Source organism: Variovorax sp. J22R115, assembly GCF_030317005.1.
Taxonomy (GTDB): Bacteria; Pseudomonadota; Gammaproteobacteria; order Burkholderiales; family Burkholderiaceae_C; genus Variovorax.
Window position 1 is genome coordinate 33531 of sequence record NZ_JASZYM010000005.1, and the last position, 23458, is coordinate 56988.

The 23458-nt window shown below is 64.6% G+C and carries 23 protein-coding genes; 16 read left to right on the plus strand and 7 right to left on the minus strand.

Annotated features, from left to right (window positions below; translation table 11 throughout):
- Window positions 1-10: 10 nt before the first annotated feature.
- The gene (gene fabI / locus QTI04_RS09955) at window positions 11-802 is read right to left on the minus strand and encodes an enoyl-ACP reductase FabI (RefSeq protein ID WP_286598814.1); all 792 of its coding nucleotides are present in this window, start codon (window positions 800-802) and stop codon (window positions 11-13) included.
- 37 nt (window positions 803-839) lie between these two features.
- Between fabI and QTI04_RS09960 the strand changes: the two genes are divergently transcribed.
- The 13 genes from QTI04_RS09960 (at window position 840) to QTI04_RS10020 (ending at window position 17463) form a co-directional block, all read left to right on the plus strand.
- Complete coding sequence (locus QTI04_RS09960) at window positions 840-2639, plus strand: extracellular solute-binding protein (protein ID WP_286598813.1); 1800 nt, start codon at window positions 840-842, stop codon at window positions 2637-2639.
- Window positions 2640-2657: 18 nt separating this feature from the next.
- Window positions 2658-3686 (plus strand): microcin C ABC transporter permease YejB, encoded by a 1029-nt coding sequence (locus QTI04_RS09965; RefSeq protein WP_286598811.1) that lies wholly within the window; start codon window positions 2658-2660, stop codon window positions 3684-3686.
- On the plus strand, window positions 3679-4731 hold the full coding sequence (locus QTI04_RS09970; RefSeq protein WP_286598809.1) for an ABC transporter permease: 1053 nt from the start codon (window positions 3679-3681) through the stop codon (window positions 4729-4731). The genes QTI04_RS09965 and QTI04_RS09970 overlap by 8 nt, the downstream gene beginning before the upstream one ends.
- A gap of 16 nt (window positions 4732-4747) precedes the next feature.
- Window positions 4748-6364: an ABC transporter ATP-binding protein gene (locus QTI04_RS09975; RefSeq protein ID WP_286615408.1), complete on the plus strand. Its 1617-nt coding sequence runs from the start codon at window positions 4748-4750 to the stop codon at window positions 6362-6364.
- 20 nt (window positions 6365-6384) lie between these two features.
- Complete coding sequence (locus QTI04_RS09980; RefSeq protein ID WP_286615411.1) at window positions 6385-7581, plus strand: YbfB/YjiJ family MFS transporter; 1197 nt, start codon at window positions 6385-6387, stop codon at window positions 7579-7581.
- Between the two features lie 158 nt (window positions 7582-7739).
- A complete protein-coding gene (rimP, locus tag QTI04_RS09985) occupies window positions 7740-8348 on the plus strand; it encodes a ribosome maturation factor RimP (RefSeq protein ID WP_286599278.1) in 609 nt (202 codons plus the stop codon).
- Between the two features lie 17 nt (window positions 8349-8365).
- Complete coding sequence (nusA, locus tag QTI04_RS09990; RefSeq protein ID WP_286598805.1) at window positions 8366-9850, plus strand: transcription termination factor NusA; 1485 nt, start codon at window positions 8366-8368, stop codon at window positions 9848-9850.
- Between the two features lie 24 nt (window positions 9851-9874).
- A complete protein-coding gene (infB, locus tag QTI04_RS09995; RefSeq protein WP_286598804.1) occupies window positions 9875-12781 on the plus strand; it encodes a translation initiation factor IF-2 in 2907 nt (968 codons plus the stop codon).
- Between the two features lie 117 nt (window positions 12782-12898).
- Entirely contained in the window at window positions 12899-13270 is a 372-nt protein-coding gene (gene rbfA / locus QTI04_RS10000; RefSeq protein ID WP_286615413.1) for a 30S ribosome-binding factor RbfA, read from the plus strand.
- Window positions 13271-13272: 2 nt separating this feature from the next.
- The gene (truB, locus tag QTI04_RS10005) at window positions 13273-14217 is read left to right on the plus strand and encodes a tRNA pseudouridine(55) synthase TruB (protein WP_286615414.1); all 945 of its coding nucleotides are present in this window, start codon (window positions 13273-13275) and stop codon (window positions 14215-14217) included.
- A complete protein-coding gene (typA, locus tag QTI04_RS10010; RefSeq protein WP_286598799.1) occupies window positions 14214-16046 on the plus strand; it encodes a translational GTPase TypA in 1833 nt (610 codons plus the stop codon). Before truB ends, typA begins: the two co-directional genes overlap by 4 nt.
- Window positions 16046-16966, plus strand: a complete 921-nt coding sequence (locus QTI04_RS10015) for a DMT family transporter (RefSeq protein ID WP_286615417.1) — start codon at window positions 16046-16048, stop codon at window positions 16964-16966. Before typA ends, QTI04_RS10015 begins: the two co-directional genes overlap by 1 nt.
- Window positions 16967-17037: 71 nt before the next feature.
- Window positions 17038-17463 (plus strand): YXWGXW repeat-containing protein, encoded by a 426-nt coding sequence (locus QTI04_RS10020; RefSeq protein WP_286615419.1) that lies wholly within the window; start codon window positions 17038-17040, stop codon window positions 17461-17463.
- An 81-nt stretch (window positions 17464-17544) separates the two neighbouring features.
- On the opposite strand, the gene QTI04_RS10025 is transcribed toward QTI04_RS10020, so the two are convergent.
- The 5 genes from QTI04_RS10025 to smpB all read right to left on the minus strand — a co-directional run bounded on the left by QTI04_RS10025 (window position 17545) and on the right by smpB (window position 20394).
- Window positions 17545-17925 carry an ATP-binding protein gene (locus tag QTI04_RS10025; protein ID WP_286615420.1) on the minus strand — a complete coding sequence of 127 codons (381 nt, stop codon included), beginning with the start codon at window positions 17923-17925 and terminating at the stop codon, window positions 17545-17547.
- Window positions 17926-17969: 44 nt separating this feature from the next.
- A complete protein-coding gene (locus QTI04_RS10030; RefSeq protein ID WP_286615422.1) occupies window positions 17970-18704 on the minus strand; it encodes an anti-sigma factor in 735 nt (244 codons plus the stop codon).
- 13 nt (window positions 18705-18717) lie between these two features.
- Window positions 18718-19233, minus strand: a complete 516-nt coding sequence (locus QTI04_RS10035) for an RNA polymerase sigma factor (protein WP_286598791.1) — start codon at window positions 19231-19233, stop codon at window positions 18718-18720.
- Between the two features lie 84 nt (window positions 19234-19317).
- A complete protein-coding gene (locus tag QTI04_RS10040; RefSeq protein ID WP_286615424.1) occupies window positions 19318-19905 on the minus strand; it encodes a putative colanic acid biosynthesis acetyltransferase in 588 nt (195 codons plus the stop codon).
- A 12-nt stretch (window positions 19906-19917) separates the two neighbouring features.
- A complete protein-coding gene (gene smpB / locus QTI04_RS10045) occupies window positions 19918-20394 on the minus strand; it encodes an SsrA-binding protein SmpB (RefSeq protein WP_286615425.1) in 477 nt (158 codons plus the stop codon).
- Window positions 20395-20456: 62 nt separating this feature from the next.
- Between smpB and QTI04_RS10050 the strand changes: the two genes are divergently transcribed.
- A complete protein-coding gene (locus QTI04_RS10050) occupies window positions 20457-20903 on the plus strand; it encodes a type II toxin-antitoxin system RatA family toxin (protein ID WP_286598782.1) in 447 nt (148 codons plus the stop codon).
- Window positions 20903-21235, plus strand: a complete 333-nt coding sequence (locus QTI04_RS10055; RefSeq protein WP_286615427.1) for an RnfH family protein — start codon at window positions 20903-20905, stop codon at window positions 21233-21235. Before QTI04_RS10050 ends, QTI04_RS10055 begins: the two co-directional genes overlap by 1 nt.
- Before the next feature lie 11 nt (window positions 21236-21246).
- On the opposite strand, the gene QTI04_RS10060 is transcribed toward QTI04_RS10055, so the two are convergent.
- Entirely contained in the window at window positions 21247-21756 is a 510-nt protein-coding gene (locus QTI04_RS10060) for a DUF4124 domain-containing protein (protein WP_286598778.1), read from the minus strand.
- A 171-nt stretch (window positions 21757-21927) separates the two neighbouring features.
- On the opposite strand from QTI04_RS10060, the gene guaB reads away from it, so the two are divergent.
- On the plus strand, window positions 21928-23397 hold the full coding sequence (gene guaB / locus QTI04_RS10065) for an IMP dehydrogenase (protein WP_286598776.1): 1470 nt from the start codon (window positions 21928-21930) through the stop codon (window positions 23395-23397).
- Window positions 23398-23458: the final 61 nt, after the last annotated feature.

The following is a 23458-nucleotide window of genomic DNA, read 5'->3' on the forward strand; positions in this document are numbered from 1 at the left end:
ACGCGCTTTGTCAGGCGACAGGCTCCGCGATGCCGCCGACGACCTGGCTGAAGCCGCCATCGACATAGGTGATCTCTGCGGTCACGCCGCTGGCGAGGTCGCTCAGGAGGAAGGCGGCGACGTTGCCCACTTCTTCGATGGTGATGTTGCGACGGATCGGCGCCATCTCTGCAACCGCGGACAGGATCTTTCCGAAGCCCTTGATGCCGCTGGCCGCCAGCGTCTTGATGGGCCCGGCGCTGATGCAGTTGACGCGCATGCCCTTGGGGCCGAGCGACTCCGCGAGATAGCGCACGGAGGCTTCGAGCGAAGCCTTGGCGAGGCCCATCGTGTTGTAGTTGGGCAGGACCCGTATCGCGCCGAGGTAGGTCAGCGTCAGGAGTGCCGACTTGTCATTGAGGTAGGGCAGGGCGGCCTTGGCCATCGCGGGAAAGCTGTAGGCGCTGATGTCGTGCGCCACCTTGAACGCATCGCGCGACAAGCCGTCGAGGAAGTCGCCGGCGATCGCTTCGCGCGGCGCGAAGCCGATGCTGTGGACAAAACCGTCGAACTTCGGCCAAGTTTGCGACAGGTCGGCAAAGAGCTTGTCGATCTGCGCGTCGTCGCCCACGTCGCAATCGAAGACGAGCTTCGAATCGAAGTCGGCCGCAAACTCGGTGATGCGATCCTTGAAGCGTTCGCCCACGTAGCTGAACGCCAGTTCGGCGCCCTGCGCGTGGCAGGCCTTGGCGATGCCGTAGGCGATGGAGCGGTTGCTCAGCACGCCGGTGATCAGAAGTTTTTTGCCGGAAAGAAAGCCCATGGGTCGACCTCGTGAAAATCTTGGGCAGAATTCTCGCATGCGGGTTCTCTGGTTCTGCTGGTTGATGGTGTGCGCGGTTCCCGCATGGGCGGCGCATGGCTATGCGATGTGGGACGACCTCAAGTACCCGCCCGGGTTCAAGGCCTTCGACTACGTCAACGTCGATGCGCCCAAGGGCGGGGAACTGCGGCTGGTCAGCAACCAGCGCTATTCCACCTTCGACAAGTACAACCCCTTCACGATCAAGGGCGCGCCGCCGGCCTACCTGGGCAGCCTGATGTTCGATTCGCTGCTGGCAGGCTCGATGGACGAGACGGCGTCCGGCTACGGTCTTTTGGCCGAAGACGTGGTTGTTTCGCCCGATCGGCTCAGCGCAACGTTCAGGCTGCGGCCGGAAGCGCGCTTCCATGACGGCACGCAGGTCGAGGCGGCCGACGTCAAACACAGCTATGACACCCTGATCGGCCCCTATGTGTCTCCGGCCTACAAGACGATGCTCGAAGACGTCGAAAGCGCCGAAGTGGTCGACGCTCGCACCATCCGATACAAGTTCAGGAAGCCGAACCGCGAATTGCCCCTGATCGTCGGTGGGCTGCCGGTCTTCAGCCGCCGATGGGGCATGGAGAACGGCAAGGCCAAGCCCTTCGACCAGGTGGTCATGGACATCCCGATCGGAAGTGGACCCTACAAGATCGGCCCCGTGCGCTTCGGCAAGGACATCACCTACGTGCGTGATCCCGCCTACTGGGCGCGCGACCTGGCGGTGCGGCGAGGCAAGAACAACTTCGATCGCATCACCATCAAGATCTACAAGGACAACACGGCGCGCCTCGAGGCCTTCAAGGCTGGCGAGTTCGACATGATGAGCTTCTATTCGGCCGGCGACTGGGCGCGCCGCGTGACGGGCAAGCGCTTTGATACCGGCGAACTGGTCAAGCGCGAATTCGCGCACCGGCTGCCTTCGGGGTTCCAGAGCTACGTGCTCAACAACCGGCGTCCGCTGCTGCAAGACCGGCGGGTCCGGGAAGCGTTGGGCTTGGCGTTCGATTACGACTGGATGAGTCGCCAGATGTTCTACGGCGGCTATCCGCGCGTGAGGGACCTGTTCGGCAACACCGATTGCGCGGCTGAAGGCACGCCGTCCCCGGAAGAACTCAAGCTGCTGGAGCCTTGGCGCGGCAAGGTACCCGACGAGGTATTCGGACCCATGTACGAGCCGCCCACCACCGAAGGCGCGGGGCACTCTCTGCGCAACAACCTGCGCCGGGCGCAGGATTTGCTCAAGCAGGCCGGTTGGGAATACCGCGACGGCGCACTGCGCGACGCGCAGGGCAGGCCGATGGAGCTTGAGTACCTGGACAGCAAAGAGGGCGGGGTGCGGACCGTATCGCCCTGGATGCGCAATCTCGAAAAGCTCGGCATCACGCTGAAGTTCGCGTCGGCCGATTTTGCGCTGTACCAGCAGCGCCTGGACAAGTTCGAATTCGACATCACGACCATCAACTTCCCCGGCACGCACAATCCCGGACAGCAACTCGCCGACATCTTCGGCAGCAAGGCGGCAACGACGGAAAGTTCAGGCAACTACATGGGCGTGAGCAGCCCGGCGGTCGACGCGCTGGTGACCGGCATCGTGCGCGCGGAGACCAAGGCGGAGCTTCTGCCGGCCTGCCGGGCGCTCGACCGTGTGATCATGCACAGCCATTACCTGATTCCACAGTGGACGTTGATGGTGCACCGCATCGCCTACAACGCCTGGCGGCTTGCCTACAAGGCGCCGATGCCGCCCTATGCGTCGGGTGAAGACTGGGTCATGACGACCTGGTGGGCTCGATAGCCGACAAGAGATCACGCAATGCTGTCCTACGTCCTCAAGCGCTTGCTGCTCTTCATCCCGACCCTGATCGGCGTGTTGCTGGTGACGTTCCTGGTGATCCAGTTTGTGCCCGGCGGACCTGTTGAACAGTACCTGGCCGAGGCGAAGGCCGGCGTGCGCGGCGGGGTCGAGTCCGGTGGCTCCAACTACCGTGGCGACCAGGGGGTCGACCCCAAGCGGCTGGCGGAAATCAAGGCACTCTATGGCTTCGACAAGCCGGCGCACGAGCGGCTGATGCAGATGCTGGGCCAGTTCGCTCGCTTCGATCTGGGCCGCAGCTTCTTCCAGAACAAGGACGTGTGGACGCTGATCCTCGAAAAGCTGCCCGTGTCGATCAGCCTCGGGCTCTGGACCTTCTTCATCAGCTACGGCGTCGCGGTACCCCTGGGCGTCGCCAAGGCGGTGCGGGCGGGCACGCGCTTCGACCTCGTCACCACCCTGCTGATCCTCGTGGGCTATGCGATTCCGGGGTTCGTGCTTGGCGTGGCGCTGCTGGTGGTCTTCGGCGGGCAACTGCAGTGGTTTCCGTTGCGCGGCCTCACTTCGTCCAACTGGGACGACCTGAGCTGGGGTGCGCGGATCGTCGACTACCTGTGGCACATCACGCTGCCGGTGACTGCCATGGTGCTGGGCAGTTTCGCGGTGACGTCGATGCTGACCAAGAACGCCTTCCTGGAGGAAATCCGAAAGCAATACGTCCTGACGGCCCGCGCCAAGGGGCTGGGCGAGCGGCAAGTGCTGTGGAAGCACGTGTTTCGCAATGCGTTGATTCCGATCGTCACCGGTCTCCCGGCGGCTTTCATCGGCGCCTTCTTCACCGGCTCGCTGCTCATCGAGACGTTGTTCTCGCTGGACGGACTCGGCTTGCTGGGCTACGAGAGCGTGATCCGCCGCGACTACCCGGTGGTGCTCGGCACGCTCTATCTCTTCACGCTGATCGGCTTGCTGACCAAGCTCATTTCAGATCTTTGCTACGTATGGGTCGATCCGAGGGTGAAGTTTGACTAGCGCGCCGACCGCCCGGACGGTGTCGGTCAGCCCGGGGCGCCGCGCCTGGCTGCGCTTCAAGCGCAACCGCCTGGGTTTCTGGAGCCTGGTGCTGTTCGTCGCCATGGTCGTCCTGAGCCTCTTCGCCGAGGTGATCTCGACCGACCGGCCGCTCGTGATGCGCTACGAGGGCAAGATCTACTTCCCGGTTCTTCGTGACTATTCCGAGAAGACATTCGGCGGCGATTTCGAGACGCCGACTGACTACCTCGACCCCTTCATCCGCGAGCGCATCACGCAGGGCGGCAACTGGGCCATCTACGCGATCAACCCGTACGGCCCGAAGACGCTCAACTATTTCGCCAAGTCGCCGAGTCCGGCGGCGCCGACGCGAGACAACTGGCTCGGCACCGACGATCGCGGGCGTGACCTGCTGGCGCAATTGATCTACGGTTTCCGCGTGAGCGTGTTGTTCGGTCTCGCGCTCACGGCCATCGGCACCGTGCTCGGTGTGGCGGCTGGCGCCGTGCAGGGCTATTTCGCGGGCAAGGTCGACCTCGCGTTCCAGCGCTTCATCGAGATCTGGGGTTCGATGCCCGAGCTCTACCTGCTCATCATCTTCAGCGCCGTCTTCGCACCCAGCGTCGCGCTGCTGCTGATCTTGCTCAGCCTGTTCGGCTGGATGGGTCTCTCCGACTACGTGCGCGCCGAGTTCCTTCGCAACCGCCAGATGGACTACGTTCGCGCCGCGCGGGCGCTCGGCGTGGGCAACCTGCAGATCATGTGGAAGCACATCCTGCCCAACAGCATGACGCCGGTGGTGACCTTTCTGCCGTTTCGCATGAGTGCGTCCATCCTCGCACTGACTTCACTCGACTTCCTGGGCCTGGGCGTGCCGCCCGGAACCCCGTCGCTCGGCGAACTGCTGAGCCAGGGCAAGGCCAACATCGATGCCTGGTGGATCTCGCTGTCCACCTTCGGTGTTCTCGTGTTGACGCTGATGCTCCTGACTTTCATGGGCGACGCCTTGCGCGACGCGCTCGATCCGCGAAAGGCCGACCGATGACGTACGGGAGGCTGCAATGAGTTCGTCCTTGCTGAAGGTCGAGGGCCTGCGCGTTGCTTTCGGCGACAAGGAAGTGGTGCACGACATCCGCTTCGAGATCGCGCAGGGCGAAAAGCTGGCACTGGTCGGCGAATCGGGCTCGGGCAAGACGGTCACGGCGTTGAGCCTGCTGCGCCTGGTCCAGAACGCGGAGATCTCGGGCGTCGCGAACTTCGCCGGCGGGGAGGGCGCCGGCGTGCGCGATCTGCTGGCGCTGCCCGAGGCCCGGCTGCGCGGCATTCGCGGCAAGGAGATCGCGATGATCTTCCAGGAGCCGATGACGGCGCTCAACGCGCTCTACCCTGTGGGCGACCAGATTGCCGAAGTACTCGAATTGCACCAGGCGCTGTCGACGCGTGCGGCGCATGAGGAAGCGGTGCGACTGCTGGCAGACACGGGGATTCCGGAACCGGCGCGCCGGGCGATGGCGTTTCCGCATCAGTTGTCTGGCGGGCAGCGACAGCGCGCCATGATCGCGATGGCCCTGGCCTGCAAGCCGCGCCTGCTGCTGGCCGACGAGCCAACCACTGCGCTCGACGTGACCGTGCGGGCGCAAATCCTGGATCTATTGGCGGATCTGCAGCGCAGGCACGGCATGGCGGTGCTGCTCATCACGCACGACCTGAATCTCGTGCGCCGCTTCGCGGATCGCGTGGCGGTGATGGAGAACGGCTACATCGTGGAGCATGGGACCGTGTCGACCGTGTTCGACGCTCCCCAACACCCCTACACGCGCAAGTTGATCGACAGCCGCCCGACGCGAGACGTGGCGCCGGTCGCGGTCGACGCCAATGCGCCGCCGGTGCTCAGCGCCACTGCGCTGAGAGTGAGCTATCCAGTGTCGCGGCCGGGCTTCACGGGATGGTTTCGCAAGGGCGAGTTCGTGGCAGTGCAGGGCGCCGATTTCGGCATCGCGCCCGGTGAGACGCTGGGCGTGGTGGGTGAGTCGGGTTCGGGCAAATCCACCTTGGCCCTTGCGGCGCTGGGCCTGCTGAAACATGAGGGCGAGCTGGCTGTCGGCGGCCGAAAGTGGGCTGCGGGCGGCGCCAGCGATCGTGCACTGCGGCGGGTGATGCAGGTCGTTTTCCAGGACCCGTTCTCGTCGCTGTCGCCGCGCATGACGGTCGAGCAGATCGTCAGCGAAGGCCTGACGGTGCATGCGCCAGGGCTGGATCCCGCCGCTCGTCGGGCTCGGGCTCTCGAAGCGCTGGCAGACGTCGGCCTGACGGAAGCGCAGTTCCCTTCGTTGCTCGACCGCTACCCGCATGAGTTCTCGGGCGGGCAGCGGCAGCGTCTGGCGATTGCCCGCGCGCTGATCGTCGACCCCGGTCTGCTGGTGCTCGACGAGCCTACCAGCGCGCTCGACGTGACAATCCAGAAGCAGGTGCTCGGCTTGCTGCAGCGCCTTCAGCGCGAACGTGGTCTGAGCTACCTGCTGATCACGCACGATGTCGAGGTGATCCGCGCCATGGCGCACAAGGTCATCGTCATGAAAGACGGCGCGATTCTCGAATCGGGCCCTGTCGACCGGGTGCTTGACGCGCCCGAACATCCCTACACGCAGAAACTGGTGGCCGCAGCGCTGGCAGATTAGAAGAACTCGGAGAGAGCGGAATGTCGCTGATCGGTTACGACAGGCGCGGCGCCTGGCGCGCTGCGCTGGCCTGCATGGCTGCACTGGCGGTGGCGATGGGGCTCGGGCGCTTCGCATTCACGCCGATGCTCCCCATCATGTTGCACGAGGGCAAGCTCGATCTGCAAGCAGGCGGCGTCCTGGCTTCGCTCAACTACCTCGGTTACTTCCTCGGCGCGCTGAGCTGCGCGGCGATTCGGGTGAAGGCCGCCAGCATGGTTCGTGGCGGGCTGATTGCCACCGCCGCGCTGCTGCTGGGAATGGGGCTGTTGCACGGCTTCACCGTCTGGGGCGCACTTCGCACGGCGGCGGGCGTCATGAGCGCCTGGACTTTCGTGTTCGCGTCGGGCTGGGGTCTGCGCCGCCTCGCCGAAACCGGGGCGCCAGCCATGGCAGGGGTGATCTACACGGGGCCGGGCATCGGCATTGCGGCCACCGGTCTTCTGGGCGGTGCCGTTGGCCGATGGGGATCGAATGCGGGGTGGATCGGATTCGGGCTGTTGTCGCTGGTCCTGATTGCGGTGGTCTGGCGCATCTTCAGCGACGGGGAAGCCGCCCACGTGGCGCCCCAGACCATACGCGCCGCCGCGCCGACGGCGGCCGAATCCGCCGCCGTGCGCAGCGACGCGCGTTGGCTGGTGGCCCTCTATGGTTTGGCCGGCTTCGGGTACATCATCACGGCGACTTTTCTACCCGTGATCGCACGCCAGGCGCTGCCGGGCTCGCCCTGGCCCGACTATTTCTGGCCCTTGTTCGGGCTGGCGATAGTTCCGGGCGCCTTGATCGGAGCGAGGGCGCCCGTCCATTGGGACAATCGGCTTCTGTTGGGGGTGGCCTACGCTTTGCAGGCTCTGGGCATCGTGCTGTCCGTGGCATGGCCGACGATCACCGGGTTTGCTCTGGGCAGCCTGCTTCTGGGAATGCCTTTCACGGCCATCACGCTTTTCGCCATGCGGGATGCTCGTCGTCTTCGGGGGAACGCCGCGGCGGGCCTCATCGGCTATGCGACGGCATCCTATGGGGTAGGGCAGATTCTGGGGCCGCTGTTTGCCGCGCCGCTGGCGCAGCGCACCGGATCGTTCGCCGTGCCATTGCTGGTGGCCGCGGGCGCGCTCGGAATAGGAGCGGCGCTTTTTGTCGGTGTCTGGCGGCGTTCAGGCGTCACCAAAGGTATCTGAAGCGCGTAGAAACCCCACTTTCGTAACGCAATTGGCATATAATTCAAGGCTCACGACCAAACGGGCGGGTACCAACCGCCCGTTTTTTATTGGTCGAAGCATTCTTGATGTCGCAGGCGGGCGGCGGCATCGGGCACACCAAAGGCAAAAACAGACACGTGGCATTGCAGCAGACAGTGGAACAAACCGTGGCCGGACTCGGCTACGACCTGGTCGAGATCGAACGCTCGGCCGGGGGATTGCTGCGCGTCACGATTGATTTGCCCTGGAAAGGCCTCAATTCAGAAGTTGCGCCGGGCGCGCCGGAGCCGTTCATCACCGTCGAGGATTGCGAAAAGGTGACGCGCCAGCTGCAGTTCGCGCTGGAAGTGGATGGCGCCGACTACAAGCGGCTCGAAGTGTCGTCGCCGGGTATTGACCGGCCGTTGCGCAATGAGCAGGATTTCGAACGTTTTGCGGGCGAGGTGATCGACATCACGCTCAAGGCCCCGATGGGTGCGGCGGCGGGCGGTCAGGTGGCGGCCAATCGCAAGAAATTTCGCGGCACGCTGGAGCGTGTCGCGGCGGCCGATGGCTCGCACGGATGGCAGATCGTCTGGAGCGACGAGCCGGAGCCGAAGCCCGGTCAGAAGATCAGCAAGAAGCGCGCGCCTGCACCCCTGCAGGCGCTGGGTTTTGCTTTGGACGAGCTCCGCGAAGCGCGGCTCGCCCCGATAGTGGATTTCAAGGGGCGCAGGCCCAAACCTGGCACGGTGGTGTCGGACTGAACGAGGAGAGTGGTGGCATGAATCGCGAAATGTTGATGTTGGTGGATGCGATCTCGCGCGAGAAGAACGTCGAACGTGACGTCGTCTTCGGCGCAGTCGAGTCCGCCCTGGCGCAAGCCACCAAGAAGCTCTATCAGGGCGACGTGGACATTCGCGTCGCCGTCGACCGCGACAGCGGCGACTACGAGACCTTCCGCCGCTGGCACGTGGTGCCTGACGAGGCTGGCCTGCAACTGCCCGACCAGGAAATCCTCCTGTTCGAAGCCAAGGAAGAAATGCCCGACATCGAGGTCGACGAGTACATCGAGGAATCGGTGGACTCGGTGCCGATCGGCCGCATCGGCGCGATGGCGGCCAAGCAGGTCATCCTGCAGAAGATCCGTGACGCGGAGCGCGAGATGCTGCTGAACGACTTCATGTCGCGCGGCGAGAAGATCTTCACCGGCACGGTCAAGCGCCTGGACAAGGGCGACATCATCGTCGAGGCCGGCCGCGTCGAAGGTCGCCTGCGCCGCAGCGAGATGATCGCCAAGGAAAACCTGCGCAACGGCGACCGCGTGCGGGCCATGATCATGGAGGTCGACCTGACGCTGCGCGGCGCGCCGATCATCCTGTCGCGCGCCGCACCCGAGTTCATGATCGAGCTGTTCCGCCAGGAAGTGCCCGAGATCGAACAAGGCCTGCTCGAAATCAAGAGCTGCGCCCGCGACCCCGGCTCGCGTGCCAAGATCGCCGTGCTCTCGCATGACAAGCGTGTCGACCCCATTGGCACTTGTGTCGGCGTGCGCGGTACGCGCGTCAATGCCGTCACCAACGAGCTCGCCGGCGAGCGCGTGGACATCGTGTTGTGGAGCGAAGACCCGGCGCAGTTCGTGATCGGTGCGCTCGCACCGGCCAATGTCTCCTCGATCGTGGTCGATGAGGAAAAGCATGCCATGGACGTGGTGGTCGACGAGGAGAACCTCGCGATCGCGATCGGCCGCGGCGGCCAGAACGTGAGGCTCGCCTCCGACCTGACCGGCTGGAAGATCAACATCATGGACGCCAACGAATCGGCCCAGAAGCAGGCGACCGAAACGGACGCCAGCCGCAAGCTCTTCATGGAAAAGCTCGACGTCGACGAGGAAATCGCCGACATCCTGATTTCCGAAGGCTTCACCAGCCTGGAAGAAGTGGCCTATGTGCCGATTTCCGAACTACTCGAGATCGAGAGCTTCGACGAAGACACGATCAACGAGCTGCGTTCGCGCGCCAAGGATGCGCTGCTGACCATGGAAATCGCCCGTGAAGAAAACGTCGAGAGCGTTTCGCAGGATCTGCGCGACCTCGGCGGGCTCGACCCGGCCCTCATCCCCAAATTGGCCGAGGCGGGTGTTCACACCCGTGACGACCTGGCCGACCTTGCGGTCGATGAACTCACCGAGATCACCGGCCAGAGCGCCGATGACGCCAAGAACCTCATCTTGAAAGCCCGCGAACATTGGTTCGCCGGCCAAGAGTGATGGTCATGGAGGCACGAAACCAATATGTCCAGTACCACTGTCGCCGAGTTCGCGAACGAGCTCAAGAAGACTCCCGAAATCCTGCTTGACCAGCTCAAGAGCGCCGGGGTGCCCAAGCAGGCGCCGACCGACGCGCTCACCGAGGCCGACAAGCAACGCTTGCTCGGCTTCCTGAAAGCCAGCCATGGCACGGTCGACCCCGAGCGTAAGAAGATCACGCTGACGAAGAAATCGACCAGCGAGATCAAGCAGGCCGACGCCACCGGCCGCGCGCGCACGATCCAGGTCGAGGTGCGCAAGAAGCGCACCTTCATCCAGCGTGACGAAGGCCACCCGGTCGCCGCTGAAGCAGCACCGCAGGAAGCGCCCGCCACGGCCGCTCCAGCCGCGCCGCAGATCGACGAAGCCGAACTCACCCGCCGCGAGGAAGAAGCGCGCCGCCAGGCCGAGCTGATCCGTCGCCAGGAAGAAGAACTGGTCGAAAAGCGCCGCCTGCGTGAAGAAGCCGAGGCGCGTGAGCGCGAAAAGGCTGAACGCGCCGAGCAGGCCGAGCAAGAAGCCAAGGCCGCCAAGAAGAAGGCCGCGGAAGCGGCAGCCGCTGCGACCGTAACCGAAGGTGCGCCCGAACCCGTCGAGGAGGCCCCCGCCGTATCCGACCGCAAGGCCGCCGCCGAAGCCGCTGCCGTGCAGGCCAAGGACGACGCCAAGGCCAAGGCCGCCGCCGAATCGAAGGCTCGCGCCGACGAGGAAGCTGCCCGCGCCAAGGACCTCGACGAACGCCGCCGCAAGGCACTGGCCGAGGCCGAAGCCATCCGCGCCATGATGAACGCGCCTGCTCGCGTGCTGGTGCCGCACAAGGCGCCCGAGAAGCCTGCGCCGGAAGCCAAGGCCGGGGTGAAAGGGACTTTGCACAAGCCGACGGCTCCGGCCGCCCGCCCGGGTGCACCGGCTGCTCCTGGCGCCGCTGCCGCGCCTGGCGCGGGCAAGGAAGTCAAGTCGGCCAAGCTCTCGTCGAGCTGGGCTGGCGACACGGCCAAGAAGAAGGAAATCAAGACCCGCGGCGACGCCAGCGGCGGTGTCGGTCGCGGCAACTGGCGCGGTGGCCCGCGCGGCCGTCGCGGCAATGACCGCAATGGCCAGGAAGAACGCGTGCAGGCTGCACCGGTCGAGGCCCGCGTGCTCGAAGTTCATGTGCCCGAAACCATCACCGTGTCCGAACTGGCGCACAAGATGGCCGTCAAGGCGTCCGAAGTCATCAAGCAACTGATGAAGCTCGGCCAGATGGCGACCATCAACCAGTCGCTGGACCAGGACACCGCGATGATCATCGTGGAAGAAATGGGCCACAACGCGGTGGTTGCCGCGCTGGATGATCCGGAAGCTTTCACTGATGAAGACGTGTCGGCGCAACAGGCCGAAGCCCTGCCGCGCGCACCGGTCGTGACCGTCATGGGTCACGTCGACCACGGCAAGACCTCCCTGCTGGACTACATCCGTCGCGCCAAGGTCGCCGCGGGCGAAGCCGGCGGCATCACACAGCACATTGGGGCGTACCACGTCCAGACCGAGCGCGGCATGGTGTCCTTTCTCGACACCCCGGGTCACGAGGCGTTCACCGCCATGCGTGCCCGTGGCGCGCAGGCCACCGATATCGTGATCCTGGTGGTGGCCGCGGACGACGGCGTCATGCCGCAGACCAAGGAAGCCATCAAGCACGCGAAGGCGGCGGGTGTGCCGATCGTGGTTGCGATCAACAAGATCGACAAGGCCGATGCCAACCTCGACCGCGTCAAGCAGGAACTGGTTGCCGAAGAAGTCGTGCCCGAAGAGTACGGCGGTGATGTGCCGTTCGTGCCGGTTTCGGCCAAGACGGGCCAGGGTGTCGACGATCTGCTCGAGCAGGTGCTGCTGCAGGCCGAAGTGCTCGAACTCAAGGCGCCGGTGGATGCCGCTGCCAAGGGCCTGGTCATCGAAGCCCAGCTCGACAAGGGTCGCGGCCCGGTCGCGACCGTGCTGGTTCAGTCCGGCACGCTCAAGACGGGCGATGTGGTGCTGGCCGGCTCGACGTATGGTCGTGTGCGCGCCATGATCGACGAGGACGGCAAGACCATCAAGTCCGCGGGTCCGTCGATCCCGGTCGAGATCCAGGGTCTGACCGAAGTGCCGCAGGCCGGCGACGAGTTCATGGTGATGAGCGACGAGCGCCGTGCGCGCGAGATCGCCACCTACCGGGCTGGCAAGTTCCGCAACACCAAGCTGGCGAAGGCCCAGGCTGCGAATCTGCAGAACATGTTCACCGACCTGTCGGCGGGCGAGGTGCAGACGCTGCGGATCATCATCAAGGCCGACGTGCAGGGCTCGCAGGAAGCGCTGGCCCAGTCGCTGCTCAAGCTGGCGACCGAGGAAGTCAAGGTGCAGATGGTGTACGCCGGCGTCGGTGGCATCAGCGAGAGCGACATCAACCTCGCGATCGCGTCGAAGGCCATCGTCATCGGCTTCAATGTGCGCGCCGATGCCGGTGCGCGCAAGCTGGCCGAGAGCAACGGCGTGCAACTGCACTACTACAGCATCATCTACGACGCGGTGGACGACATCAAGGTCGCCATGTCCGGCATGCTGGCTCCCGAGCGGCGCGAAGAAATCATCGGCTCCGCCGAGATCCGCACCGTGTTCGTGGCATCCAAGATCGGCACGGTCGCCGGTTGTATGGTCACTTCGGGTTCGGTCAACCGCAGCGCGCACTTCCGCCTGCTGCGCGACAACGTGGTGATCTACACCGGCGAAATCGACTCGGTCAAGCGCATGAAGGACGATGTGCGCGAAGTGCGCGAAGGCTTCGAGTGCGGTATCAAGCTCAAGAACTACAACGACATCAAGGAAGGTGATCAACTGGAGTTCTTCGAGATCAAAGAGATTGCGCGTACGTTGTAAAGCGCGCCGCGATATCGAGCTCATTGCCGCGTTGCAGCCGCCTTGCCGTACTAAAGTACTGTCTGCGGCGGCGCGCCTTGCACTGAGCCCGATCTCGCGACGCTTGTGATTGTTTGAATGCCTAGAAGAAAAGCCGCTACCCCCAACCGTGCCTTCAAGGTGGCCGATCAGATCCAGCGCGATCTGACGGAGTTGATCGCGCGCGAGTTGAAGGACCCGCGCGTGGGCATGGTCACGATCCAGGCGGTCGAGGTCACGCCCGACTACGCGCATGCGAAGGTCTTCTTCAGCCTGCTCGTGGGCAACCCGGTCGAGACCACCGAAGCGCTGAACCAGGCCGCGGGCTTCCTGCGCAACGGCCTGTTCAAGCGTCTGCACATCCACACGGTCCCGACGCTGCATTTCCAGTTCGATCGCACGACCGAGCGTGCCGCGGACATGAATGCGCTGATCGCGCAGGCTGTCGCTTCCCGTTCCAAAGACGACTGAAGATGAACGCGCCACGCACACGGGTGCAGCGGCGCCCTGTGCATGGGGTGTTGCTACTCGACAAGCCGCTGGGTCTCTCCAGCAATCAGGCCTTGCAGAAGGCCAAGTGGTTGTTGCGCGCCGAGAAGGCCGGGCATACCGGCACGCTCGACCCGCTCGCGAGCGGCGTGCTGCCCTTGTGCTTCGGGGCGGCCACCAAATTCAGCCAACTGCACCTGGACGCCGACAAGACTTATGAGGCCACCGCGCGCCTCGGGGTGAAGACGTCTACCGGCGACGCGGAAGGCGAAGTCATCGCCAAACGGCCTGTCGCCGTGACAGCGGCTGATCTGAAGCGCGTGGAAGCGCAATTCACCGGGCCGATCCGCCAGGTGCCGCCGATGCACAGCGCGCTGAAGAAAGACGGCAAGGCGCTGTACGAATACGCACGCGAAGGCGTCGAGGTGGAACGGGCGCCACGCGATGTCGTGATCTACAAGCTGGCGATCGATGCCTCTTCCGGCAATGAAATTGACATTCGCGCGACCGTGAGCAAGGGTACCTACATCCGCACGCTGGGCGAAGACATTGGGGAAGCGCTGGGCTGCGGCGCCCATCTCACGGCGCTGCGCCGGATCGAGACCGGCGGCTTCGACGTCTCCCAATGTGTGACGCTGGACGCTCTCGAAGCCATGGCTGAGGAAGAGCGGCTCGCACGACTGCTGCCGACCGAAGCGCTGGTGGCCGATCACACGCCCGTCACGCTCGACGCCGAAGATGCCGGGCGCTTCCTTTCCGGCCTGCGCCGACGCGGCAAGTGGCCGGACGCGCCTGCCGTGGCCGTCTTCGGCCGTGACCCTCCTGCATTTCTCGGCACGGCCCACGTCAAGGCCGGCGAACTGATTCCGGGGCGCTTGCTGAGCCCCATCGAAATCCAGCAAACACTATTGACCGAAGCGACACCATGAGCACCAACCAGATCCGCAATATCGCCATCATCGCCCACGTGGACCATGGCAAGACCACGATGGTCGACCAGCTGCTGCGCCAGTCGGGCACCTTCGCCGAGCACGAAAAAGTGGTCGACACCGTGATGGACAACAACGCCATCGAAAAGGAACGCGGCATCACGATCCTGGCCAAGAACTGCGCCGTGACGTGGAAGGGCATGCACATCAACATCGTCGACACCCCCGGCCACGCGGACTTCGGCGGCGAAGTCGAACGCGCGCTCAGCATGGTGGACGGCGTGGTGCTGCTGATCGACGCCCAGGAGGGCCCGATGCCGCAGACCCGCTTCGTGACGAAGAAGGCGCTGGCCCTCGGCCTGAAGCCGATCCTGGTGGTGAACAAGGTAGACAAGCCTGGCGCGCGTCCCGACTACGTGGTCAACGCCGCTTTCGACCTGTTCGACAAGCTTGGCGCCACAGACGAACAGCTGGACTTCCCCGTTGTCTACGCCTCGGGCATCAATGGCTGGTCGTCGCTGGAAGAGGGCGAGCACGGCGAACAGTGGGGTCCCGACATGTCGGCGCTCTTCGACACCATTCTCAAGCACGTGCCGGCGCATGCGGGAGATGCTGAAGCGCCGCTGCAACTGCAGATTTCCGCGATCGACTTCTCGACCTTCGTCGGCCGGATCGGCGTCGGCCGTATCCATGCCGGCACCATCAAGCCCATGATGGACGTCGTCGTGATGGAAGGCCCAGACGGAAAGGCTGTCAAAGGCCGGATCAACCAGGTGCTGACGTTCCAGGGCCTCGAACGCGTGCAGGCGACCGAAGCCGGCCCGGGCGAGATCGTGCTGATCAACGGCATTGGCGACATCGGCATCGGCGTGACGATCACCGACCCGACGACTCCCACGGCGCTGCCCATGCTCAAGGTCGACGAACCGACCCTGACCATGAACTTCTGCGTCAACACCAGCCCGCTGGCCGGCCGTGAAGGCAAGTTCGTCACCAGCCGCCAGATCTGGGACCGCCTGCAGAAAGAGCTGCAACACAACGTCGCCTTGCGCGTCAAGGAAACTGACGAAGAAGGCATCTTCGAAGTCATGGGCCGCGGCGAACTGCACCTGACCATCCTGCTGGAAAACATGCGCCGTGAAGGCTACGAGCTGGCCGTGTCGAAGCCGCGCGTGGTGTTCCGCGACATCGACGGCGTCAAGAACGAGCCCATCGAACTGGTGACGGCGGATATCGAAGAACAGCATCAGGGCGGGGTAATGCAGGCCCTGGGCGAGCGCAAGGGCGAACTGGTCAACATGGAACCGGATGGTCGCGGTCGCGTGCGCCTCGAGTACCGCATCCCGGCGCGAGGCCTGATCGGCTTCACCAACGAGTTCCTGAACCTGACGCGCGGCTCGGGCCTGATCTCCAACATTTTCGACAGCTACGAGCCGCACAAGGGCGAGATCGGCAGCCGCAAGAATGGCGTGCTGATCTCGATGGACGATGGCGAGATCTTCACCTATGCACTCGGCAAACTGGACGATCGCGGCCGCATGTTCGTGCGCGCGAACGACCCGGTGTACGAAGGCATGATCGTCGGCATCCACAGCCGTGATAACGATCTGGTGGTCAATGCCACGCGCACCAAGCAGCTGACCAACTTCCGTGTGTCCGGCAAGGAAGACGCGATCAAGATCACGCCGCCGATCGAGCTCACGCTGGAGTACGGCGTGGAGTTCATCGAAGACGACGAACTGGTCGAGATCACGCCCAAGAGCGTGCGCCTGCGCAAGCGCTATCTGAAGGAACACGAGCGCAAGCGCGCGTCGCGCGAGACCGCCTGATGCTGCGCATGGGCGGCCATGGGCTCACTCATGGCCGTGCGGTCTGGCTGATGATCGTCGTGACGCTCATGTGGGCCACTGCGGGTGTCGTCACGCGCCACCTCGAACACGCGCGCAGCTTCGAGGTGACCTTCTGGCGCAGCTTCTTTACGCTGGTATCGCTGCTGGTGATCCTTCCGTTGTGGCAGGGCCGGGCAGTGTTCGCGAAGATCCGACAGGGTGGACGCGAACTGTGGATCTCCGGCGTCTGCTGGGGCGTGATGTTCACCGCCTTCATGGTCGCGCTCACGCTGACCAGCGTCGCCAATGTGCTGGTGACGATGTCGGCAGGCCCGTTGTTGACGGCATTGGCCGCGCGGATCTTCATCGGGCACAAGCTGCCGCCACGCACTTGGGCGGCCATCGTCGCGGCCGGGCTGGGCATCGCTTGGATGTACGGCACGGAACTGGGCGAGGGGCAACTGCTCGGCACGCTGGTCGCGCTGTGCGTGCCGCTGGCCGGCGCGTGCAACTGGACCGTGGTCCAGCATGCCCATGCCAAGGGCCATGACGTCGACCTCGTTCCTGCAGTGCTGATCGGTGCAGCCATCTCCACGCTCGTCACACTGCCGCTGGCGTGGCCTTTCCAGGCGAATGCCCACGACCTGGGCCTGCTGGCCTTCCTTGGTCTGTTCCAGCTTGCGATTCCCTGTGCGCTTTCGGTGTTGTGCGCGCGCGTGCTGAAGGCGCCTGAAGTGTCGCTGCTCGCGTTGCTCGAAGTGATCTTCGGCATTGCCCTGGCCTGGATCGGGGCGGGCGAGGAGCCGGAATCGAGTGTCTTGATCGGTGGTGCGGTCGTCATTGGGGCGCTGGTGTTCAATGAACTCCTTGGCCTTCGCGAAAGGCGCTCTCCCGCAGCGGCGCTGACCAACCCCCACTGAATGGGCGCTCAGGGCATTCACTGATGCCTGCTTGACCCGCAAGACGTTGTTTGTTTTTTGAGGATGTATTGATGCGACTTTCCACTGCATTGGCTGCCTGCGTCTTGCTTGCGGCGCCCCTTTGCTCGACGGCCCAGGTATCGATCAACATCAACGTGCCCGGCGTTGTCATGGCGGCTCCGCCGCCGCCGCGCTACGAGGTGATGCCGCCGCAGCGCTCGGGCTACGTCTGGGTGCCAGGGAACTGGCAATGGCAACACAACGCCTATGACTGGCGGCAGGGTTACTGGGAGCCAGCGCGCCCCGATCACATCTACGCGCCGGGACGCTGGGTGCGCGCGGACGGCGGTTGGCGCTGGGTCGAGCCGAACTGGAAGGCTTCCAAGCGCAAGAAGGACAAGCACCACGGGCACGATGATCATTACGACCGCGATGATGACCATGGCCACGGCGGCCATCACTGCCCTCCGGGTCAGGCGAAGAAGGGACGTTGCTGATTGGCGGTGGCCCTCCAGCGAAAAGGCCGGCATGCAAGCCGGCCTTTTTCATTCAACCCGCCTCGCGACGGGTTTCTTGACTCAAGGGCGCGCCACCTTCCACACGCCGTTGAAGCCGTCGCCCGTCTTGTCGCCGGCCTTGGTGTCCTTCGCCCAGTAGTAGAGCGGCCAGCCCTTGTAGGCCCATTGCTTCTTGCCGTCGTCGCGAACGATGATGGTGTAGGCGCCTATGGGCTTGGCGCTGTCGGCCACGCTCAGCGGCGGCCAGTTGGTGGCGCACGGTCCGTTGCAGGCCGACTTGCCGCTACCGGCTGCATCGCGATCGAAGGTGTAGAGGGTCATGCCGGACGGGCCGATCAGTACGCCTTCGGACGTGCGCGTCGGCGTGTCCGGCGCAGGTGACATGCTTCCGCATCCTGCGAGCAGGGCGGCGGCAAGGATCGAGGCGCTGAGAAGTTTCATCGAGTTTTCTCCTTCGGTTAAAAAACGAATGCAGACGGAACAGTCTATCCCGCTGTTTTTTCAAGCTGACGGTAGACCACCGTCGCGAGGCTGAGCAACGTGTCACGCGAGAGCGCTCCGCTCAGGGCATAGCCAAAGCCTCGATCGACCCAATAGAAGCTGGGGACCGGACCGTCCGCCGAGTAGCGGAAGGCCGTCTCTCCCGACCGCGACGGATCTGCGCCTGAACCGAGGCTGCCGATGTACAGCGTGATGCGCTCGCCGCTGGCCCGTTCGAACATGAACTGTGCGCGGGCGCCTTCGCTGCCGGGCAGCAGGCGACCGCCGACCAGTGCGTAACCTTCGGCCGACAGGTCGGGCACCTGGAGTGGCTTGTCGAGCCGCTTCGAGAGCCATTGGGCGAGATGCTGCTGCTCGGCCGCAGCCACTTCGACGGGATGCCGCTTCTCGGGCGCGTACACCGCATGCGCCACAGAAGCGGCATGCACGAATTCCCGTGTGGCCGGCGCGCGCGACAGGGCCGCGCCTGCCTGCGATGAAGCCCATTGCGTGTTCGCCAGCCAGCCCGCGCCGAAGGCGAGAGCAATGCCCGCCGCCCTGCCGCCCCAACGCATCCATGTGGCTTGTCGGGCATGTTGCTCATCAGCCAGGCCCGCCGCGGCCAGCAAGGCCGGCGGAACGGGTTCGTCGAGCACTTCGCGATGCAGTCGCCGCAATGCGTCGCGCTGGGCCTCCCATGCGGCCAGGTCATCGTCAGGGGGAGGAGTAGGGGTGTTCATGGCGATAGCCGATTCACTTGAGGCGACGCAAGCCGGGGCGGGCCGCCACGGGAGAAGGCGTCCCGTCCATCAGGTCCTGCAGGCGGGCGCGAGCCCGCGAGAGGCGCGACATCACGGTGCCAGCCGGAATGCCCAGCACCTTGGCCACTTGCGCGTAGGAGAGGTCTTCGAGCGCTACCAACAGCAGCACGGCGCGCTGTTCCTCGGGCAGAAGCAGCAGGCAGCGTTGCAGGTCGATGGCCTGGTCACGGGTCGAATCCACGCCGCGTAGGTCAAGCACGACATCGTCGATGTCGACAGCAGCCGCGCGCGTTGCCGGTGCGCGCCGGGCTTGGCTCACGAACACGTTGTGCATGACGGTGAAGAGCCAGGCACGGAGGTCGCTCCCGACGATCCACAGCCGCCACTTGCTGCAGGCGCGCTCCAGCGTGTCCTGCACCAGGTCGTCGGCAGCCCAGCGGTCGCCCGTCAGCGCGCGGGCATAGCGCCGCAGGCTGGGAATGTGGTCGACGAGGAGGCGGGAATCCATGGTGTGGAGCAGATCATCGATCGTGGTTGTCTGCTGCACTAACGCCGGCGCACCGACGTTTATTCCATGCGCGTCGAAAAAAGGTCAGGTTCCGCCGGCCGGACCACCGCGGAGCACGCGCCGCTTGAGCGGCTTCGCCGGATTTCCGCCATACACGGTCCATGGGTCGAGTGACCGGAACGCGACGCTCCGCGCGCCCAGCACCGCACCTTCGCCCACCTCGACGCCGGGCCCGACGAAAGCCTCGGCTGCAATCCACGCCTGCGCGCCGATCACGATCGGTTGCGCGGTCAGTTGGAAGGTGGCCGACGAGATGTCATGGCTGCCGGCGCAGAGATGCGCCCCTTGCGACACCAGCGCCGCGCGGCCAAGAGAAATCGGCGCCATGTTGTAGCAAGTGACCCGTTCGGCCAGCAGCGCGCGATCGGCTAGATGCAGGTGGGGCGGATACCAGACCCGTGCGCTACCGCGCACGTCGCTGGATTCGCCCATCTGTGCGCCGAACAGCTTCAGGAGAAAGCGGCGCCAGAAGCGCATCTGCGGCGGCGTCCACGACGCGAGCAGCGCCCAGCTCAGGTTCCACACGGCGCGCAGGATCCGATTGCCCAGCGAAAAGCTCGGACCGCCCTCGAGTGGGTTGACGCGCGCGGCGTCGAGGGGTTGAAGCGCCATCGATGTGTTCCTTCAGCGGCTGCGACTCTTCATGGCCCGCTCGACTTCACGCTTGCCTTCGCGGTCCTTGATGGTGTCGCGCTTGTCGTGCTCGGCCTTGCCCTTGGCCAGTGCGATTTCGCATTTGACCTTGCCCGCCTTCCAGTGGAGATTGAGCGGCACCAGCGTATAGCCTTTTTGCTCCACCTTGCCGATCAGGCGGCGGATCTGCTCCTTGTGCAGCAGCAGCTTCTTGGTGCGCACGGAGTCGGGAGTGATGTGTGTCGACGCGGAGCGCAGGGGGTTGATCTGACAACCGATCACGAACAGCTCGCCGTCGCGGATCACGACGTAGCCGTCGGTCAGCTGCACCTTGCCTTCGCGCAGCGATTTGACCTCCCAACCTTCGAGCACCATGCCCGCCTCGAAGCGTTCCTCGAAGAAGTAGTTGTAGGCGGCTTTCTTGTTGTCCGCGATCCGGGAGGAGGTGTCTTGTTTTTTTGTGGCCATGGTGTGTCAGGTGAGGGCTGCATGGCTTCAATACAATCCGTCGCGCACGCGGTGCCGATTCTATGAAAACAGTCCACAAGTCCGTTCTGATCTGGTACAGCGCCGAAGAGATGTACGCCCTCGTCACCGACGTGGCGAAGTATCCCGAATTTCTGCCGTGGTGTGACCGCTCGAAAGTGATCGAGCAGGACGAACTCGGCATGACCGCCGAAGTCGGCCTCGCCTTCAGCGGTTTTCACCAGAGCTTCACTACCCGCAACACCCATGTGCCCGGCCGCGAAGTGCATCTGAAGCTGGTCGATGGGCCCTTCTCCAATCTTGACGGTGTCTGGAAGTTCACGCCCGTGGGGGAGCAGGGCGAGCGAGCGTGCCGCGTCGAACTCAACCTCAGCTATGGGTTCAGCAACTTCGCGCTTCAGGCACTGGTGGGGCCCGTGTTCGACAAGGTCGCCTCGAACCTGGTCGAAGCTTTCGTGAAGCGCGCCGAGCACGTCTACGGTACGCCCTGATGCTGCAAGTCACGGTGGCCTATTCGCCGGCGCCGCGTGAGGTGTTCGAACAGGTCGTGTCGCTATCGGAGGGCGCGACGGCGCGCGATGCGGTGATAGCCAGCAGTCTCGGCGCCAGCTTTCCGCAACTCGATTGGCAGACTCTTGTCCCGGGCGTCTGGGGCCGGGCGGTCGAATGGGATCAGGTTCTCGCAGACCTCGACAGGGTCGAACTGTGCCGCCTGCTCACCGTCGATCCCAAAGTCGCGCGGCGCGAACGATTCCGGCAGCAGGGCGCTCGCGGAACGGGCTTGTTCGCACGCCGTCGCAAGGGCGGCAAGGCGGGGTACTAGGCTCGCTCGCTCTACTTGCAGTCGGCGTCGATCACCGATTGCAGGCGTTGTTGCTCCGCGGCACGTGCGTTGTCGTCCATGATCTCGCGCTCGCCCTGCGCATTGATGCGGGCCACGCGCATGCCACTGTCCATCGTGGCCTTGCCCTGGCGAGCCCGATTGCAGTTCTCGGCCTTCGCCTGCGCCACCTTCTGCGTTTCGGCGGCCTGCTTGGCCTTTTCGGCTTCCTCGGTCTTCTTCGTCTTTTCCTCGAGTTGCTTGTCGACACCCGCCGTCTTGCTGCTGCTGGCGGCGGGCGCGGCTGCCGGCGCAGGTTCCGTCGGCGCAGCAGGTGTGCTGAAACTCAGTGGCTTGCTGGGCGCACCGGGCTTGCGGAGGATGTTTTTCTCGGGGATGTCGGGCGGCGGCGCCTGGTCACTGAACACCTTCTTGTTGTCCTTGTCGACCCATTGCCACTGGGCGTGCGCGCCCAACGGAAGCAGGAAGACCGATCCGATGACGAGCAGATGCGCGAATTTCATGGCCGGCAGTTTAGCGCTGCCTTACGTTTTGCAACTTTGTCCCTGGCATTTTTGCAACGTTCTCTCGGTACTCCGGGATGTTTGAACCCGAATGCGTGCGGGAAAGCGCAATTCCCTTCGCCTGATTGGATGCCGAGCCATCGTTACAATCCGTCTTTTGGAGCTTCACCCATGCGCCTTCTCGGCAAAGCGCTCACCTTCGACGATGTGTTGCTGGTGCCAGCGTTCTCCCAGGTCCTCCCCAAGGACACCTCCCTCGCCACCCGGCTCTCCCGAAATATCACGCTGAACCTGCCGCTCGTGTCGGCTGCGATGGACACCGTGACCGAAGCACGCCTCGCGATCGCCATCGCGCAGGAAGGCGGCATCGGCATCGTGCACAAGAACTTCACCGCCGCCGAACAGGCGGCGCAAGTCGCCAAGGTAAAGCGCTACGAATCCGGCGTGCTGCGCGATCCGGTGGTGATCACGCCGACGCACACCGTACGCCAGGTCATGGCGCTGTCCGACCAGCTCGGAATCTCCGGTTTCCCGGTGTGCGATGCGGGCAAGGTGGTCGGCATCGTCACGGGGCGCGACCTGCGCTTCGAGAACCGCTACGACGTGCCGGTCAGCGAGATCATGACGCGGCGCGACAAGCTCATCACCGTGCCTGACGGCACGACGCTGGCGGACGCGAAGGCACTGCTCAACAAGCACAAGCTCGAACGCCTGCTCGTGATCAACGAGGCCTGGGAACTCAAGGGGCTGATCACCGTCAAGGACATCACCAAGCAGACCAGCTTCCCGAATGCCGCCCGCGACGCCAGCGGCCGCCTGCGGTGCGGCGCCGCGGTCGGCGTGGGCGAGGGCACGGAAGAGCGCGTGGAAGCGCTCGTGAAGGCCGGCGTCGATGCCATCGTCGTCGATACTGCCCACGGCCACAGCGCCGGGGTGATCGAGCGCGTGCGCTGGGTCAAGAAGAACTATCCGCAGGTCGACGTGATCGGCGGCAACATCGCCACCGGCGACGCGGCCCGCGCGCTCGCTGATGCAGGGGCCGACGCGGTCAAGGTCGGCATCGGCCCGGGCTCCATCTGTACCACGCGCATCGTGGCGGGCGTAGGCGTGCCCCAGATCATGGCGATCGACAACGTCGCGACGGCACTCCAGGGCACCGGCATTCCGCTCATTGGCGACGGCGGCATCCGCTACTCGGGCGACATTGCCAAGGCCATCGCCGCCGGCGCGAGCACCGTGATGATGGGCGGCATGTTCGCTGGCACCGAAGAGGCGCCAGGCGAGATCGTGCTGTTCCAGGGGCGCAGCTACAAGAGCTACCGCGGCATGGGCTCCATCGGCGCCATGCAGCAGGGCAGTGCGGACCGCTACTTCCAGGAGTCCACGACCGGCAACCCCAACGCCGACAAGCTCGTGCCCGAGGGTATCGAAGGCCGTGTGCCCTACAAGGGCTCGATGGTGTCGATCGTCTACCAGATGTCCGGCGGTTTGCGCGCCAGCATGGGCTACTGCGGTTGCGCCACGATCGAGGACATGAAGAACAAGGCCGAGTTCGTCGAGATCACCACCGCCGGCATCCGCGAGAGCCACGTGCACGACGTGCAGATCACCAAGGAAGCGCCCAACTACCGCGCCGAGTGAAGCAATGACCCCCACGCTTGTCACTTCGTGTACTACGCTGCCCCCCATGGGGGCTGCAGTC